This window comes from Pseudomonas serbica (genome assembly GCF_028823535.1).
Classification (GTDB): Bacteria; Pseudomonadota; Gammaproteobacteria; order Pseudomonadales; family Pseudomonadaceae; genus Aquipseudomonas; species Aquipseudomonas serbica.
Window position 1 is genome coordinate 900,801 of the sequence record NZ_JAQIYM010000090.1, and the last position, 15,613, is coordinate 916,413.

A 15,613-nucleotide genomic window follows, 5' to 3' on the forward strand; every position below is an offset into this window, starting at 1 on the left:
CATGAGTGCCTCTCTCAACGACGTGAACCTGATCATCATTTCGCAAGGTCAAACGCAGTATTGGGCCGGGATGAAGAGTTGCGGGAATGTCTTTCTCGACATCCGCTTCGGTCTTTACAGCGGTGGCTCGCCAGACCTGTTATGGATCGAAGGGACGCCGTGGGATGAGATGCTGGAGCCGTTAGACGGGCGGATGGAAAGCCCTATCTACGGCGAACTCACCGTCGACTTTGACCGCCGTCTGATCCAGGAAAGTACCGGTTGGTCTCCGTTTGAGCTGTTCCCGCAATGGTTGCTCTTGACGTGGACTGACCCCGCCGACGCGCCTGTTTCCAAGCAATCGCTGAAGGAACATTTGGCCCTGCAGCGGGTAAGAGTGCTAAAACACCAAGAAATGGGGAGTGTGCGTGGCCCTGGAACCTTGCTAAAAAGCACGATGCTCACGGCTAAACCACAGTTGCAGCCCATCGATCCGGATGCCAGAAATTGGCCGAGCATGGTGAGTTTCGATCTTCCGGCTGGCTGGACGATGGAGTCCGTCGATTAAGTTGAAAAAAACTGATCACCTCTGGAGATTTAAATGCTGACACTCGAATACCACCAGGACGGGATCTGCGTTCCTGACGTAAAAACCATGGAAACGGCAGAGAGCTTCGTGCAGCGTGCGAACGAACAGGGGGTCATGCACGAGATCAAGTTTTCCCAAGCCATGATTCTGGACGCGTTCAGGGTGTTGATAAAGCGCGGGGTCGTTGACCATACGTTGGTCACCTTCAAGTTTCAGGGCAAGGTGTTTCATTCAAATGCCGATGGCCTGTTGAGTGATTGGCCGCGTGGGTTCTGTGATCTGACCGAAGACTATTTGCTTGAGATTCTGTGATAAATACACGCAATAGTTGGACTTGAAAACACGCCTCATGGCGTGTTTTTCTTTTCTGGCGGCCAGTAAACCCGGATAAAACAATGATCAAATATTGACTTGATATCAATATGCCTTAAAATGGTGTCATGACAGGGAGAATTTCGATGACCTACATCACGCCGAAAAATCTGGTGCACATCAACGACCGTCTGGCCTCGCTTGAGCTTTATCGAGAAGTGGCGATGGCCTCTTCGGGTGATGAAAGCATCCGGGCGTCGATCCTGGCTAAAATCCAGATGGAAGAGGACGCGATCCGCGCCTCGTATTTCGAAAGGGTTGAGCCAAACGGCAGCACCCGAGTACGCCATCCGACCATTGCCGTGATTGAAGTGCGCCACGACATTCTGACAGAACCGCGCCGGCTGTTCGCCAACAAGATCAACTCGCTGGTGACCTACACCCTGGCGGTGTCCCAGGCTGATGCAGTGATCGACCTCGATGGCGTCATCCGCTATGAGCCCTATGCCGAGGTTGGCCGTTTTACGGTGAGTGAGCAGTCCTTCAACAGCTTGCTGGCCAGCACCGGTGGTCAATCGCAGCCGATGAACATCGAATCACTGCAAGGATGGCTGATCGAGGCGGCGATCCCAGACTTTTTTGAGGCTTCTGCGCGTACCCTCGGTGACCAAGTAGACCGCGAGATCGAAGCCAGGAATCGCACACTCGTTGGCCTGATTGAATCCTTGCAAGAGCGGCAAACCAAGGGCGGGAAGCTGCCGGCCTCAGAGATCGAGAAGCTCAGTCGTATTCTCGACTTTCCCTCGACCTTCGTCTCCAACCTCTGTCATAGCGTAGGCGCGATTGCTGAGTACGCTGAGACGGTGACCAGTGCACAACGCCTTGAGATCGAGGCACTCATTCGCGCTCACCAATTGCAGGAGGTTAAATAATGCGCCACTCATCGTACGTCACTCGTAGACAACTGGGGCTCACGGATGAAGAAGTCGCCTTTCTGCAGCCGCAGGCGCAGGCTATGTTTGCGTCGTTTGCCAAGGCATCCAAATACGATCCTGAGAAAAAACAAGCATTCACCAGTTTCTTGGATGAGGCTCAGGTCGTCAGGCTGCTTCAGAGCGATCCGAGGAACGCGGTGAAGATCAAAGTGCTCCAGGGGCTTGCTCATCCATCGGCCAGCGCCGAGGGGAAAACCCGTACGCTGGAAACCGTGCTGGATAAAAAGACCGGCCTAGGGCTCAAACACAGTTCTTTCGGCGGTATCAAAGTTGGTTCACCCTCCGGCGCAGATGCTTTATTGGTCGGCTCTGCGAGCCTGGGTCACCACTGCAAATCCATTGGATTTACTTCTGGTCAAATTACCATTGATGTCGATTCGGAACCTTTCATGTCGGGTGGGAACATCAGCCTGATCGAGTTGATCATGTCGGTTGAGCAGTACTGCATGTTTATCCGTGGCAACAAAGGCATTTTCACGCCGTGCGGCATGTCCAGGACAGGTCAATGGGCGGATGACGCACCACAATTGACCCACGCAAAGTCCAATCAACGTGATCTGGCACAAGATATCAAGCAGGCAGCGAAGCCAATGAGCACCAAGCTAGCGGCTCTGGTTCAGCTGGTTAAGCAGGGGGCGTCGAAAAAGTCCGAGTACGCCGAGCTGGTCACTGCAGCTGAGCAGGCCCACAGCTTTTACCGGGAGGTTGCTGGTGAGATCGCTGCCATCGTAAAGGCTGCCGGGATGAAAGAGGGGCAGGTTGCCCAGCAGCAGTTCGAAGCGGATCTAAATGAGCGCCTCGGACAACTGAAGCTGGGCAGTCCTCTTCATGCGATTCTGCGCAGCCTGGGCCACGATACAAGCCCGAATGACGATCAGAGTGAGTGACGAGTAGCGGGGCACTTCGTCGCCCGTTCTGGTGGCTCACAGGGCCTGTCAGAAATCCAGGGGCGACCCCGGCCTTTTTGTTCCCAACCGATGGTGGAATCATATGCAGTTCAATCGCCCGAATCTGATTTACCGCAATGGGCTGCTGGCTGAGCAGCATCGCCATCGGGTTAGCTTTTCTTCCTCGCGTTACAAACGCTCTTGGACGGTAAGCCGCGTGGTTGAGCTTACTGATGCTGAGGTCGATCAGTATCCTCAGCATTGTGTCCGGGCCGATGATACGGGTGCGAGGGTCGTGTACAGTTGCACCGAACGGCTGGGTTTTGAGCTAAACAAGCGCCAGGCCCTCGCGTTGCTCGGGTAGTGGGCGATCTTCCCCCAGCTGCCCGGCACCTCTACCCTGCGCCATCATCTGGAGTGCGACATGTCTCGCCTGCAATTCATCGACAAAGATAAGGCCGCAAACTTCAACAACGGCATTGAGTACTTCGCCGTCGGCTTGATTGTGAGTTGTCACATGGAGAACGGAGTTCCCAATCCTTCCGGAAAGGACTACGCCGTCGAGTACATCGATCCGTTTGGAGATTATCAGTACTGCTGGCGGGGGCGTGATGACATCGAGACCAGCCCGATCAGCGACAAAGATTTCGATTATTTGAGGACGTGCTACGCATTACTCCAGAGTCCTGGCGACAAGCCAAGCCTGGAGGAGTAGGGCGTAGGAGTTTTGACGGTGCGGATAAAGATGCGGCCTGCGGCGGGGTGACTTGCCGCAGGCTGCTTTCTTTTGAGGGTTAAACGCGGAATTGATCCATCAATTTCATCTGGCTCGTGGTCAGCGTGTTGATCTTGCTGCTGATCTGCGCCGACTCGGTGGCCTGACCGGTCAGGGTCTCGGTTACGGTGCGGATGGCCGACACGTTGCGGTTGAGCTCTTCAGCCACTGCACTTTGTTCCTCAGCGGCGCTGGCGATTTGCAGGTTCATGTCGCTGATGACAGTCACCGCGTCACTGATCTTGGTCAAGGCCTGCACTGCTTGCTGGATCTGGCCGGCGTTACTGTGCGCCTGGGTCTGGCTCGAGTGCATGGTCGCCACCACGCCCCGTGTGCTGCTCTGGATCCGCTCAATCACCAGGCGAATTTCTTCCACTGAATCCTGTGTGCGTTTGGCCAGGCTGCGCACTTCATCGGCAACAACCGCAAATCCACGACCGCTTTCGCCGGCGCGGGCGGCCTCAATGGCTGCGTTGAGCGCCAGCAAGTTGGTTTGTTCGGCAATGCTACGGATCACCTCAAGCACCGAGCCGATCTGCTCACTGTTTACCGCTAGGGCTTCAACCTCGACCACAGCCTTACTGACTTCGTCGGCCAGCTGGTTGATGTCGCGGGTGCTGCGCTCGATGATCTGCATACCGTCGCGGGCAGATTGGTTGGCGCCCTTGGCGGCGGTGGCGGCGTTCGAAGCACTGTTGGCGACGTCGTGGGCAGTGGCGCTCATTTCGTTGGACGCGGTAGCGACCTGGTCGATTTCACGGAATTGCACCTGCATGCCTTCGCTTGTCCTGCGTGCAATTTCCGAAGACTGGTCGGCGGTGGTGCGGGAATCGGTGATGCTTTCTTTGATCTGCGCGATGGTGGGTTGGAGCTTGTCCAGGAAGCGGTTAAACCAGCTCACCAGTTCGCCCAGTTCATCCTTTTTGCTGTAGGTCAGGCGCTGTGTCAGGTCGCCGTCCCCACTGGCAATCGCCTTGAGCATCTGCGCCACACTGTTGATCGGACGGGTTACGCCCGAGGCGGTCAGCCAGATCAGCAGCAGACCAAAAACACCGGCAATCACCGCGACCAACAGTGTTTTGATCATGCCGCTCTGCTGGGCGTCGTCGAGCATGGTTTGCAGTTTCACCGAGTCTGCCAGCAGCACTTGCTTGGGCAGGTCGACTACCACGGCCCAGGCCCTGGCGTCGGCAATCGGGCTAACTGGGAAGATTGCTCGGATCAGATCGCCCTGGTGAAGCACTTTTGGGGCGCCGCCACCTACCAGTTCAAGGATGTCCTTGCCGTCGGTGCCCAAGGCATCGCCGATGCTCTTGCCGACTTTGCTGGCGTCGTTACTGTAAGCCGCCAGTACACCGGTACCAGAGACGATCAGCATGTGGCCGGCGTTGTCGAACAGCTTCTTCTGAGAGTCGACCGCCGCTGCTTGCAGGGTGTCGAGGGCGATGTCGATACCGACTACGCCAATGGATTTTCCATCAACCAGTAACGGCATGGAAATGGTGGTCATCAGAACCTCTTTGCCGCCGACCGTATCGGAGTACGGGTCGAGCAAGCAGATACGCTTGTTATCGCGAGGGCAGGTGTACCAGATGTTGTAGGGCGTGCCGCTGAGGTTCAGGGTGGTTTTGGTCATGTCGCTTTCGACCATTACCGTGTTCTGGCCTACGCCCCCAGCACGACTCCAGTAAGTGGCGAAACGCCCGGCTTCGTTGGATTGACGGGCTGCGTCATCGACGAATTCGCTGTCCTTGCCGTCCAGGCCGTTAGGCTCGAATGCCAGCCAGATCCCCAGCACCTTGCTGTTGCGCTCAAAGGCGGTTTTCAGGATCTTGTTCAGATCTTCACGCAGTGCGCCAGGCTCAAGCGAGTGGCTGGCGGCCATTTCGCGCATGTCTTTGACCTGGTCAGCCAGGCCGGTGACGGTTGCCGTGGTTCCAGCAAACGCTTTCTGCAAACGCATCGCTTGCTCGGCGGACTTGGCCTGGAGCAGGTTCTCCAAGCTGCTTGTGAGCATTTTGGTGCTGGAGTGACTGACCAGTTCATTGCTCTGGTGAGTCTGGTAGATATTCATTCCGACTATCGAGGCAACAACACCTAACAGGCACAGGCCGGACAGCAGGACGATTTTAAGACGAATAGACAATGAGTCGAACATAAACGAGCTCGCGAATGGATGAAGTTTTGGGCGCGAGCTATTGCGGCTCGTTACGCTAAATCCATTTAGGCCCATCCAATGCACATCGGCGTGGAAATGAGGTTACAAGAGGGCTCGCCGACGAACGGTAGGAGTAAATTGTTTGCGAGATATAATTCTGTCGAGACGCGGCTCGTCCCTAGACTGAAATGCCATGGGGATCTACCTTATTGGGAGACTTCGACAGTTTACCGGGTGGCGACAATGGACGAACGAATCAATGAATGGGCCAGGCAACAAGCCATCGAGCAGAACAAAGGAACCGTTTTCTGCGATTTGATGCTGAAAGCGGAGGAGGCCGTGGCCCTTGAGCGCTTGGTGATCGAACTTCGCGATAGCGGGCTGCACGAGGCTCTTGGGGGTGTTTTTGCCCAGATCCTCGAAGAGATCGAGCGAGACCGCGAGATTGAAGCCAATGGCGGCTCCCCCTGGACGAAGAAAAAGTCGTAACCAGCGGCGTCACACCGCTGGCAGCAAGCTACAGCACTCAGTGCTTGGCTTCTTCTTTAACCTTGTTGAAGGTGGCGATCACAACGGTGCCGTCCGACAGTTTGATCTTGGATGGAGCGCCCCACTTGTAGGTGTCGACCAGGCTCAGGCCGGCATTGTGCAGCTCGCCCACAGGGAGTTTGCAATCCGGGGATACAGTTGCCCATGTCAGGTCTTTGGACGATTGCTTGTCGAAGGACAGGTACGCCCTCACGCCGTCCTTGGTGACCTCCATCGGCAGGGCCATGGTGTTCAGCGCGGTGCCGGTATCAACACTGAAGGTTGTCTCCGACGGGTAATCTGGATTGGTGGATTTGAAGTTGCAGGTCGTTGCAAATTTGTCAGAGGTTTTGAAGGTGCCCATGATCGCATTCGGCTGACCCACCTGGATGGTGGATGAGGCCACGCCAGGACTGTTCTCCTCACTGATGGAGAGCTCGATCCATTTTTCGTCAGCCTGGACAGTGTTTGCGCACAACGCCACGGCAATGAGCATCAGCAGTTTTTTCAAGATACAGCTCCGGTAGTGAAGGGCACATCGCACCCGTTACGCACAAAGCCCGCACAGGGCGGGCTATGTAGAGACAATTCATGGGAATCGTTGAAACGATTATGCCGCACTGTCCTGTCGTGATAAAGCCTGGGCTGACTCAACCCTGCGAAAGGACACCACCCATACCCATGGATTCGCATCCCAGCCGTCTGGCCAGGTATCAGGCGCCTTTTGGAACGTCTTGCCTCGGTTGTGTCGCCAAAGCGTTTGAAAGGACTCACGAGGCGAACCGCAACAGAATGTGCCATCGCCGCTCAGGTGATAGTCGCGCCAAAACTGGTGTGCGTCTGCATCGTCCGGACGAACTTTCGGTACCGGAATAATCCCTTCAGCAATGCACTGCTCATCGGTGATGTCCTGCAGGCGCTCGATTCGAACCGACGTGATCTCCAGCAGAAGCCGGCTTTTCCAGCGCTGCATGCGGATGCTCGGGCGCGTTTGCTTGGAATAGTCCCACGGGGCGACGGTGCCGTCCGGGTTGAGCACGGGCGACTTGTCTGCCACGTATCGAGCCACTCTTGGGCCCATGATTTCGTCGTAGTTGACCTCCGTCGCTTCCTTGACCCACAGCAGGTCACCGGGCAGGCCGAAAGGGCACAAGTCGGCCAGGTACTGCTCGTCGTTGGGGTGCACGGCACCACTTTCTGGCAGACCTAGGGATTCACCGATTTGAACGGCGCCCTTAATGAGCGACAGGGAGCGCGAGTTGACGATCTGGCGGGTCACGGTCTTGGTGCCGTCCAGAACGCTGCGCACCATGTGGGCGCCGAACTGGATTGATTTCTCTTGAACGGTGGTCATGAACGCTCCTTCGTGGGTTAATTATTCAGCAGGTAGCATTGGCACCTGGGCGGGGGTCGATGGCGCACTCAGCAGAGACGGCCCACGGCCTTCAATGGCCGCGATCACGTTGGCCTCATCGCCGAAGAATCCCTTGAACCGCCGCCCGATTTCGCACATCGCCATCATGCTCTCGTAAAAGAACTTGGCGGCCTCCGGGCTATACGGCATTTGTTTGAGGTATTCAGGGGATCTTGGCGTGGCCAGGCCGCACAGGCCGGACAGCTTGTTCAGCCATTCATCTTCTGGGTTTCTCCCTTCGGCGTGGAGAACACGCTCCCAGGTGACGGTAACCCCGCTGCTACGGGTATGGGTTTTTCGCCTGAATATGTTGGCATAAACGCCCACGGAAAAGTGCTTGATCGTATCGGTAGCACTGATGCAGCCACCATCTTTACGCTTGTGGTCGGCCCATTCACCGCCTGTGTGATCATCCTTGCGCCGCACAGCATCAGGCATTGAGCCGTTTGCGGCCATGGTGCCGTCAGGGTTGAGCCAGTAGTTGACCTCGGCGAACCAGTCGTAGCAGATGATCAGATCTACGGTGACCACCGCTTTGTGGTGCTGCTCGTGAGCGTTATTAACAAAACTGAGCAACTCGGCCTTGGACGGCGCGTAGGCCCGGAAGTTGACCTTCAATTTGTCAGTTTTGAATTTCTTGCCGAAGGTATTCTGCGCCTTGGCAATGACGTCCAACGCCGGTATCAGGTAGTCGGGCACCGTGCAGCTGAATTCACCATCAGTGCTGACATGAATTTCACTGTCGAAATGATGCCGCTGCTTGTCTTCGGTGGTCACGGCGAAGATGTGGTTCGTTAATTTCGGCATGGTGCAGTCCTTTCGCAATTTAAAGTATTTGTTTGTCCGCCTGGTCGCCTTTATGGCTGCCTCAGGACTTGGACAGTCCCGCCTTGTGAAGATCAAAGGCTTCTGGGTAGGTCAACAGTCCGGCGCGGTCGATAGGGGTGCCGCATTCCGGGCAAAAAGTGAATTCGGTGATAAAACCAGGGTGATTGATCTGGTCTCGCTGGCCTCGAATGTTGAAGTCGAAAACCTTCTCCACAAATTGGGCCAGCTTTTTGTTCCAATCCTTGGCGTGCACCACCGTAGGTGGGATGTAACCGACCGGATGGGTGCATTTTCGGGCCATGGGCCTATTTCCTCATGTTTTGAAAAAAGGGCAGGCACTCAGGCCTGCCCTCGTCGATCTCGGTTCGTACTCCATGTTAGTTGCAGGTTGTACAACTTGCAACTATAGTGACCGAAATTTAGGAAGGAATTGCCATGAATTGTTCCCATCCGGGTTCGCTGCTGATTCGTCGTTACATGGGCCCGCTGGGTATTAAGGCCCAGGATCTGGCTGCTGCAATGGGGATTTCAAAATCGCAGCTGAGCCGAGTGCTAGCCGGGAAGTGCGGGATCACCGCCGATGTCGCATTGCGTCTTGAATATGTGTTGGGAAGCGAAGCCAAAACCTGGATGAGTCTGCAGGCTGAGTTCGATCTGGCCAAGGCCAGCGAAGGGTTTGACACAAGTAAACTCACTCAGTGGCCGATTCGCTATGTGCTTGTGCAGGATGACGACATCCAGAAAGGATGTCAGGACAAACCGGAGAAAGATCATGAGTGACCAACGAGAGTTCGATGTCTGGAAGTCCGACGACGGTCGCTGGAAGGCCACAGAGGCCGTTTCGCGCTTTGTTGACGATCATGACGCGCCTTACACCTTTTCGACGCATGTGCAACGCGTGGACGCGGTTTGCGCACGTGATGCGCTGAACACTGTCCGTAAAAATTACTGAGCCAGGTGGCGGCGCAGATCAGGAGGATCCAAATGGTTGGAACAGTCGAAGGTCAAGACGCAAAAGATGAAGCTGCAAGGTCTGTGGCTGACCTTTGCAGAAAATCGATGGACAAGGATATTTACTTGCAACTCGGCAATCACCAGTTCCTGTTCATTAAGGGAAAGGCTTACTCAGAAAAAGAGGGCCGTATCGTCCAGCTTCAAGCTTTGAACGAGGGTAGGGTGGATGTAGCCGGTGTGCCTCATTTCATTCTCTGGGCAAAGCCTGGTGAAGCGAACCCAATGTTCTATTCGTTTTGCCTATTGAAGGATGATGGATCAAGCGACACGCTGAATCTGCTCGTCCCTTATGCCACGGTGCGAAGGATGGTTGAGCGCAAAACCCCGGCGTTCATTCCTGATGTCGTTGATGATTTGCTGGAGCGCCTCAATGACATGCACGAGGATGCATTCGCCATCAACGGCAAGGATTACTACATTGCCGGGGAGGAGTGGACGCAGAGCACACCAGGCTGCCGAGACCTTATCCTGATCCCTGTCGGCAGAACTGATGGCCGGAACGTGACCATGGCGGTGCCGGAAGCACTGATTGAGGAAATGATCAGTACGAAGCGAACGAGCATCTGCTTTGATCAGCCCGATGGTGCCACGTTGGAGCCTTAATTCAGACCAAAGAAAAAGCCGACTGATGCCGGCTTTTTGAGGTTTTGTTCGCTATAGCAGCGGAGTTGCGACACGCTGCGAGCGCTCCTTGGCGTCCCTCAATGCGTTGCAAATATTTTTCCTGGTCGTGGCTCGATCTGTGCCACTGATCTTGGTGCCACCGACACCGCGACCAAGCTCCACCAGCGCAAAGATGGCGGGCTGGATAACTTCGGCGCTGTCATTCATCTCATCGGCCATCAAAGCAAATTGAGGATCACGTCATAGCCAGACGGCCACATCGGTACCGTCGACATCCGCGCTCTGATTTCAATCGGAGGCTCTTTCGAGACGATGCCATTTTTCAGCTGACGCGCAATTACAGCTTCCAGCGGCGGTTTATCGCGACTGTAACCCTGGTTGTTCTCGATCTCCTTGAACATCGCGGCCATGACCTGGTTGGCATAGTCCTCAGTCCAGGTGCAGTAGGTGGTCGTCCAGTCCTCGTGACTGAATTGAATGACCGCCTTCGGTTCGCGAACGCGGATCTGGATGTGCCGGGCGTCGGCCTCGCGGGCAGCCAAAAGCAGCGTATTCAGCGCCCTGTGGGCCTCATCTGGCGCGATGGAGTTCATGAATTTCACCAATTCTTATTTTGCTTTGGTGTAATTCTATCGCAGAAAAGGGACATGGTGAAAGCAAAAACGATGAACGTATATTGACAGGCTGTCAATCTTGGTTATGCTCCTCAGTCCTCCAGATGCCAGCCGCATTCTCGCGCTTGATCCAAAGGATGGCAGAAGAGAGGATTCGTTCTTGACGGCAACGCCGGGCTACAACGCTGCCCAACCCAAGATAAGTGCCAGAATTCTAGCATTTAAGGCGTCAAACGGCTGGAATACTGTCACTTAGGAACACGCAGCACCCGGACTGAACATCGACTTTCATCGGGAATTTGCATGAACTCTACCAGTGACGAAGCCATCGAAAAGATCGTTCGCGCCTACTTCATTGCCCGGCAAGCCATTGCTATGGGACGGCCTAGCGCGAAGGTGATGCAGCAATTCGATAAGACGGCAACCCGCGTGCTCGATCACCTCACGCGCCAGGGTGATGAGTATGGGTGGACGCCGGCACACATTGAGCACGATAAGCTGCGTTCCCTTCTGAGTACGTATAAACCAGACGACATAGACGAGAAGGCGAAATTCAGCTTTGCCTGGTTGAGGCCATTGTTTTATTGCCTCACCGGCAGTCTCTGCTGCGTCGCCCTGTTAATCGTGGCAAACCACGGTAGTTGAGGCTCGCCTAGGCGCTCAGTAGTTCATTCTGCTCCAGTAGGCCGGCGTACTGCGGCAAGAGTCGGATCTTGCCGTCGGAGTGCTCCTGGATGCCCTGGATGGGGCAGGCGCGGCGGTCGCACTCCACCAGATTGACGATCCGGCCATCCACCTTCAGTACGTTAACCTGGCTCATGCCGTTGCCGTGCACCGGGCACGCGCCTTTCAGAAGGCGCAGGCGCCGATCCTCAACAGATTGTCTTGCTCTGGACATTGATTAATTTCCGCATTGTTCATCGTGGGTGGCCATCCCCAGCCTGGATTTGGGGCTGATCAAAGCAGGTCAATTTCGAGATGATTTCTCGACATTGATGGTAAATTGACATACACTTTCAGCCATGTAAATAGGAGTTCCCTATGTTCGAAGGCAGAAAATACGTCCATCAAGGCGGTCACAAAGGCTCATCGATCCGGTTTGCGGACAATCTGTCCCCACCTGGGGTAGCGACGACGGCCTATAACCACGCGATGTCGGCTGAAGAGCGCTATGAGATGGCTCGGCGCATTACTGCGGCACTGAACCTCACAAGTCGTTTTACCGTCGAGGGACTCGAAGCCGCTTGTGCGAAGCTTGAGGCCCGCGAGGCAGCCGAGGGGAAGCGATCATGAGCAACCGACCGATTGGTGTAAACATCTACCTGTCCGTTGCCGAACTGGCGGCGCTGGAGCAAGCGCGCACCTTTCTGGCGAACCTTGCCGAGCGGCCTCTGACTGCACCCACTGAAGCCGACCAAGCCAATCATGGCATGAACGAGCTGTTTCAGAAGATAGATGCAGCCAGGCAGGCACAGAGTCGTAAAGCTGGGATAAGATCGGGTATTCGATTCAAGGGGCAAACGGACTCAGGCCTTGGACAAAACCAAGGTACAAACTGAAACGCTGGCCGGCGATGCCCTGAACTGGGCGGTGATGAATTCCGAAGGCCTCGAGCTCACGCCTGTGTTGATCCTGCTGTGGCCACTTGCCACTGAACAGTAACGGTAGTGCTGGGCGAATCGGTTGAAATTCCAACGTTCCTGGCTGAGAAAATGGCCGAGGATCGCCAAAAGACCTGAGCGACTACCAATCAGCCAATTATAAAATATCATGGAGTAATAGAATGAACGACGCACTTGGCGACCGGATGAAGGAATACGAAGGGCTCGAAGCTGCTCGTAAGTTTATGCCGGGCATTCCGATCATTGCCCGTGTAGACGGACGCGGGTTCAGTAAATTCACCAAAGGTATGGGCCGACCTTTTGATCAGCTAATGACCAATGCGATGATCGAAACCACCAAGTTTCTGGTCAAGGAAACCAATGCCTGCATCGGCTATACGCAGAGTGATGAAATCACCCTGGTGTTCAACCCGCACGCTACCAAAAGAGCGGTATGGTTCAACGCCCGCATTACCAAAATGATTTCTCAGCTGGCAGCTCAAGCCACCATTGGTTTCTACAACGAAATTCTGCGCACCATGCCGAAGTACGCCAGGCGACTGCCGACCTTCGACGCCCGTGTATGGCAGGTTCCAACTGCCATTGAAGCGGCCAACTCGGTACTGTGGCGTGAGTGGGATGCCACTAAGAACAGTATCACCATGGCTGCCTCCGTTTTCTATACGACGAGCCAGCTCAAGGGGAAGAATGGTGCAGAGAAACAGGAGCTACTGTTCCAGAACGGCATCAACTGGAACGACTACCCAGTCAGCTTCAAGCGCGGCACCTATGTGCAACGCACGTCGTTCTCGAAGCCCTTCACGGTCGAGGAACTGGATAAACTTCCTGCGAAACACATGGCCCGCAGCAATCCGGAATTGGCCATCATTCGTTCGAAGATCGATGTGATCGACATGCCGAAGTTCAGCTCCGTCGCCAATCCGGTGGAAGTCATCTTCAACGCAGCCAAGCCCGTGCTGAAAAAAGATGTATCGCTGGTGGATGCCGATGGATTCAAACCCGAGGAAGTGTTCGGGGAAATCGAAGTAGCTTAAAGTTGCCGGCAAAAAGATGAGGAGGGCGAAAGCCCTCTTTATGGCTCAGGGGCAATCATTGTGCTCTGTTGGGCCAGCTCAACCTCGCAAAGCTGGTATAAGATCCTCGATTCGATTCATGGGGAAGTACTGATTATGGACAAGACCAAGGTTCTAACAGAAACGCTGGCCGGCGAGGCACTGAACTGGGCCGTGATGAAGTCGGAAGGCGTCGAGCTCACACCTGTTTTCAAAGAGAGTGGGTTTCATGCCTGGTACATCGCTGATGCCGGCATGCCACGGGCCAGGGGTGAGCTGCAAGACTTTGCCGGGGACTGGAACCTGATGAAGGGCTTGGTGCTTAAACACGACATAGGCTTTGGAAAGATCAGGGGCAACCGGTGGGCAGCTCACCCGATGCGTTCCAATGAACCCACCAACTGGAGCTATGCGGATGACCCGGCTGTGGCGGTCTGCCGTGCTGCGGTGATCGAAACGCTGGGCACCTGGGTCGAAGTACCGACTTTCCTGGTTGAACAACCAGTTCAGGGCCTAAAAAGCGTTTAAGCAGCTGCCGGGGTGGGCCTCTGTGCCCGCTCTTTGGCGCGTCAGATACTCGATACAGATTGTCCGAACCGGAGGATAGCTACATGGCGGTGTATGTAGACGACATGAAGGCAGCTTTTTCCAAAATGGTTATGTGCCACATGATTGCCGACAGTGAAGAGGAGCTTCACCTGATGGCCGACCAGCTCGGCATCTCCCGCAGCCATCACCAGGCACCGCCAAAGCATCACAGCGACTACGACATCGCCCAGAGCAAACGCGCCCTTGCGGTCAAGCTAGGGGCTCTGGAGATCAGCCAGAGGACACTGGCCTGCATGTGCATGCATCGCAAGGAGTTCGGGCGCCTGGGCACCCCAGAAGAGGCCGTGCGCTGGCGCGTTGGTGATGAGGCAGCAGACGAAATGGTTCGCGGGCAAACGCAAGATCTGTTCAGTTAGCAGGCCTTTCGGCCATCGCCACAAGACCAGGCCTTAGAGGCCCAGGTCTTTGCTGAACGCTAGTGGTAGCATGATCTTCACGTGTTTCGCGATGTCCGTGTCCAGGCCGGCGTTGATCAGCTCCTGGGCCATGGTGACGTCCTTGACGTAATCCTCGAGGAACGATTTGACTCGAGTGAAAATCTCGGGACTGCGCGGGTAGCTTGAATTGCAACATTCGACCACGATGCCACTTCGTTTTTTCTCATCGATCTCCGTCAAAGGAGGGCAGTAGGTACCGCCTGCACACAGGTGGTAGATAAGCTGAGGAGCTGCAGTACCTGCGGATTCTTTCCTCTCGTTGAATTGTTCCGCATGCCAGGCATCGTCGAACACAATTCCATGCTCGGCCAGCTTCAGGAAGTGATCAGGCCTCATGAACAAGGCCCTTTTTGAGGACTCGAGGGTCGCTTCAGCCAATTTTAGCAGCCCGGCGCTCTTGTAATGATCAACCACCATCAGGGATTCAGAGCTGTTCATCAGTGATTTCATTACCTCACTTGTGAACCTATCCTCCTGCTCACGCAATAGATCCACCACGGGCGCCGGGATGGTTCTATTGAGTGTGCGTCTGAGAAGGGTGGTCAAGTGATCCCCTATGTCCCTGCCTACATACAGCGAAAAGCTGCACGAAATGTCATTGAGTCGGTCTTTGCGCATGGCTTCAGAGCAATGCCGCAAGTGGATGTCGTGGATATTCTCACTGTCCTGGGTCAGGTATTTGATCAGATCAAGGTAGTCGCCCCATGAAGCTTTAAGGGAAAAGTTTTTGCACTCCTGAGCGATGTAGCTGGTACTTGGCAGGTTGAGGTAGCTGGGGAATGACCGCTCAGCTTTTTTCAGTTTGCCATCAGGCGACATGGAGGCGCCCATGACCATCATTTCCAGGGCCGAGTCGAATTTCTTGTATGCGGCTGCGATCAGGCCATGTTCTCCGCCATGCTGTGCCCTGGGTTTGCTTTTCAGCTTTGCTTGCATGGCGCCGTAGTGGTCGATGTCACCGATGTGCAGCGTTTGCTGAAACATGTCTTGGATCTTTGAGATGCGCAGGACGGCGATCAAATCATCGTCCTTGCGGGTGCGCCGCAGAATCTCCAGGGCATCTTCGAGCTCAGAGAGTGAGGGGAGTGTGGTATCGGGTGCGGACATGCTGAGATCCTCAAAGGTCATGGGATCAGCGTATCAGGGGAGCAGGAGCGCAGGCGAGTGCGAGGGGAG

General features: G+C 55.2%; 24 protein-coding genes and 1 pseudogene. 16 read left to right on the forward strand and 9 right to left on the reverse strand.

Annotated elements, in window-relative coordinates:
* Position 1: 1 nt before the first annotated feature.
* The 5 genes from NQL71_RS35720 (at position 2) to NQL71_RS35740 (ending at position 3,477) form a co-directional block, all read left to right on the forward strand.
* Complete coding sequence (locus tag NQL71_RS35720; RefSeq protein ID WP_274644332.1) at positions 2–547, forward strand: hypothetical protein; 546 nt, start codon at positions 2–4, stop codon at positions 545–547.
* Positions 548–580: 33 nt separating this feature from the next.
* Positions 581–880 carry a hypothetical protein gene (locus tag NQL71_RS35725; protein ID WP_274644333.1) on the forward strand — a complete coding sequence of 100 codons (300 nt, stop codon included), beginning with the start codon at positions 581–583 and terminating at the stop codon, positions 878–880.
* 146 nt (positions 881–1,026) lie between these two features.
* Positions 1,027–1,812 carry a hypothetical protein gene (locus NQL71_RS35730; protein ID WP_274644334.1) on the forward strand — a complete coding sequence of 262 codons (786 nt, stop codon included), beginning with the start codon at positions 1,027–1,029 and terminating at the stop codon, positions 1,810–1,812.
* Positions 1,812–2,762, forward strand: a complete 951-nt coding sequence (locus NQL71_RS35735; protein WP_274644335.1) for a hypothetical protein — start codon at positions 1,812–1,814, stop codon at positions 2,760–2,762. Before NQL71_RS35730 ends, NQL71_RS35735 begins: the two co-directional genes overlap by 1 nt.
* Before the next feature lie 424 nt (positions 2,763–3,186).
* A complete protein-coding gene (locus tag NQL71_RS35740; protein WP_274644336.1) occupies positions 3,187–3,477 on the forward strand; it encodes a hypothetical protein in 291 nt (96 codons plus the stop codon).
* 79 nt (positions 3,478–3,556) lie between these two features.
* Here the strand turns inward: NQL71_RS35740 and NQL71_RS36955 are convergent, their stop codons facing one another.
* Both NQL71_RS36955 and NQL71_RS36960 read right to left on the reverse strand, forming a co-directional pair.
* Positions 3,557–4,312 carry a methyl-accepting chemotaxis protein gene (locus tag NQL71_RS36955; RefSeq protein ID WP_425520712.1) on the reverse strand — a complete coding sequence of 252 codons (756 nt, stop codon included), beginning with the start codon at positions 4,310–4,312 and terminating at the stop codon, positions 3,557–3,559.
* A gap of 102 nt (positions 4,313–4,414) precedes the next feature.
* Positions 4,415–5,770 (reverse strand): annotated as a pseudogene (locus NQL71_RS36960) (methyl-accepting chemotaxis protein); the annotation flags it as partial.
* Between the two features lie 168 nt (positions 5,771–5,938).
* Between NQL71_RS36960 and NQL71_RS35750 the strand changes: the two are divergent.
* Positions 5,939–6,184: a hypothetical protein gene (locus tag NQL71_RS35750; protein WP_274644338.1), complete on the forward strand. Its 246-nt coding sequence runs from the start codon at positions 5,939–5,941 to the stop codon at positions 6,182–6,184.
* Positions 6,185–6,221: 37 nt separating this feature from the next.
* Here NQL71_RS35750 and NQL71_RS35755 read toward each other — a convergent pair whose 3' ends face one another.
* The 4 genes from NQL71_RS35755 to NQL71_RS35770 all read right to left on the reverse strand — a co-directional run bounded on the left by NQL71_RS35755 (position 6,222) and on the right by NQL71_RS35770 (position 8,766).
* On the reverse strand, positions 6,222–6,734 hold the full coding sequence (locus tag NQL71_RS35755) for a hypothetical protein (protein WP_274644339.1): 513 nt from the start codon (positions 6,732–6,734) through the stop codon (positions 6,222–6,224).
* A gap of 99 nt (positions 6,735–6,833) precedes the next feature.
* Positions 6,834–7,577, reverse strand: coding sequence for a hypothetical protein (locus NQL71_RS35760; RefSeq protein ID WP_274644340.1), 744 nt, complete (start codon positions 7,575–7,577; stop codon positions 6,834–6,836).
* 21 nt (positions 7,578–7,598) lie between these two features.
* Positions 7,599–8,444, reverse strand: coding sequence for a hypothetical protein (locus NQL71_RS35765; RefSeq protein ID WP_274644341.1), 846 nt, complete (start codon positions 8,442–8,444; stop codon positions 7,599–7,601).
* 61 nt (positions 8,445–8,505) lie between these two features.
* A complete protein-coding gene (locus tag NQL71_RS35770; protein WP_274644342.1) occupies positions 8,506–8,766 on the reverse strand; it encodes a hypothetical protein in 261 nt (86 codons plus the stop codon).
* A 134-nt stretch (positions 8,767–8,900) separates the two neighbouring features.
* Here NQL71_RS35770 and NQL71_RS35775 point away from each other — a divergent pair, with 134 nt between their 5' ends.
* From NQL71_RS35775 to NQL71_RS35785, 3 genes are read left to right on the forward strand one after another with little or no spacing between them, the layout of a single operon-like run.
* Complete coding sequence (locus NQL71_RS35775; protein ID WP_274644343.1) at positions 8,901–9,245, forward strand: HigA family addiction module antitoxin; 345 nt, start codon at positions 8,901–8,903, stop codon at positions 9,243–9,245.
* Positions 9,238–9,417, forward strand: coding sequence for a hypothetical protein (locus NQL71_RS35780; protein WP_274644344.1), 180 nt, complete (start codon positions 9,238–9,240; stop codon positions 9,415–9,417). Before NQL71_RS35775 ends, NQL71_RS35780 begins: the two co-directional genes overlap by 8 nt.
* 32 nt (positions 9,418–9,449) lie before the next feature.
* Positions 9,450–10,082: a hypothetical protein gene (locus NQL71_RS35785; RefSeq protein ID WP_274644345.1), complete on the forward strand. Its 633-nt coding sequence runs from the start codon at positions 9,450–9,452 to the stop codon at positions 10,080–10,082.
* A 239-nt stretch (positions 10,083–10,321) separates the two neighbouring features.
* Here NQL71_RS35785 and NQL71_RS35790 read toward each other — a convergent pair whose 3' ends face one another.
* On the reverse strand, positions 10,322–10,696 hold the full coding sequence (locus tag NQL71_RS35790) for a hypothetical protein (RefSeq protein ID WP_274644346.1): 375 nt from the start codon (positions 10,694–10,696) through the stop codon (positions 10,322–10,324).
* 324 nt (positions 10,697–11,020) lie between these two features.
* Between NQL71_RS35790 and NQL71_RS35795 the strand changes: the two genes are divergently transcribed.
* On the forward strand, positions 11,021–11,362 hold the full coding sequence (locus NQL71_RS35795; RefSeq protein ID WP_274644347.1) for a hypothetical protein: 342 nt from the start codon (positions 11,021–11,023) through the stop codon (positions 11,360–11,362).
* A gap of 7 nt (positions 11,363–11,369) precedes the next feature.
* Here NQL71_RS35795 and NQL71_RS35800 read toward each other — a convergent pair whose 3' ends face one another.
* Entirely contained in the window at positions 11,370–11,615 is a 246-nt protein-coding gene (locus NQL71_RS35800; RefSeq protein WP_274644348.1) for a hypothetical protein, read from the reverse strand.
* Positions 11,616–11,758: 143 nt separating this feature from the next.
* Here NQL71_RS35800 and NQL71_RS35805 point away from each other — a divergent pair, with 143 nt between their 5' ends.
* The 6 genes from NQL71_RS35805 (at position 11,759) to NQL71_RS35830 (ending at position 14,356) form a co-directional block, all read left to right on the forward strand.
* Positions 11,759–12,010: a hypothetical protein gene (locus NQL71_RS35805; RefSeq protein WP_274644349.1), complete on the forward strand. Its 252-nt coding sequence runs from the start codon at positions 11,759–11,761 to the stop codon at positions 12,008–12,010.
* A complete protein-coding gene (locus tag NQL71_RS35810) occupies positions 12,007–12,276 on the forward strand; it encodes a hypothetical protein (RefSeq protein ID WP_274644350.1) in 270 nt (89 codons plus the stop codon). The genes NQL71_RS35805 and NQL71_RS35810 overlap by 4 nt, the downstream gene beginning before the upstream one ends.
* Positions 12,251–12,379, forward strand: coding sequence for a hypothetical protein (locus NQL71_RS35815; RefSeq protein ID WP_274644351.1), 129 nt, complete (start codon positions 12,251–12,253; stop codon positions 12,377–12,379). Before NQL71_RS35810 ends, NQL71_RS35815 begins: the two co-directional genes overlap by 26 nt.
* Positions 12,380–12,500: 121 nt before the next feature.
* A complete protein-coding gene (locus tag NQL71_RS35820; RefSeq protein ID WP_274644352.1) occupies positions 12,501–13,373 on the forward strand; it encodes a tRNA(His) guanylyltransferase Thg1 family protein in 873 nt (290 codons plus the stop codon).
* Between the two features lie 135 nt (positions 13,374–13,508).
* Positions 13,509–13,919, forward strand: coding sequence for a hypothetical protein (locus NQL71_RS35825; RefSeq protein WP_274644353.1), 411 nt, complete (start codon positions 13,509–13,511; stop codon positions 13,917–13,919).
* Between the two features lie 83 nt (positions 13,920–14,002).
* On the forward strand, positions 14,003–14,356 hold the full coding sequence (locus NQL71_RS35830) for a DUF4031 domain-containing protein (protein ID WP_274644354.1): 354 nt from the start codon (positions 14,003–14,005) through the stop codon (positions 14,354–14,356).
* A 33-nt stretch (positions 14,357–14,389) separates the two neighbouring features.
* On the opposite strand, the gene NQL71_RS35835 is transcribed toward NQL71_RS35830, so the two are convergent.
* Positions 14,390–15,544 (reverse strand): hypothetical protein, encoded by a 1,155-nt coding sequence (locus NQL71_RS35835; protein WP_274644355.1) that lies wholly within the window; start codon positions 15,542–15,544, stop codon positions 14,390–14,392.
* Between the last annotated feature and the right edge of the window lie 69 nt (positions 15,545–15,613).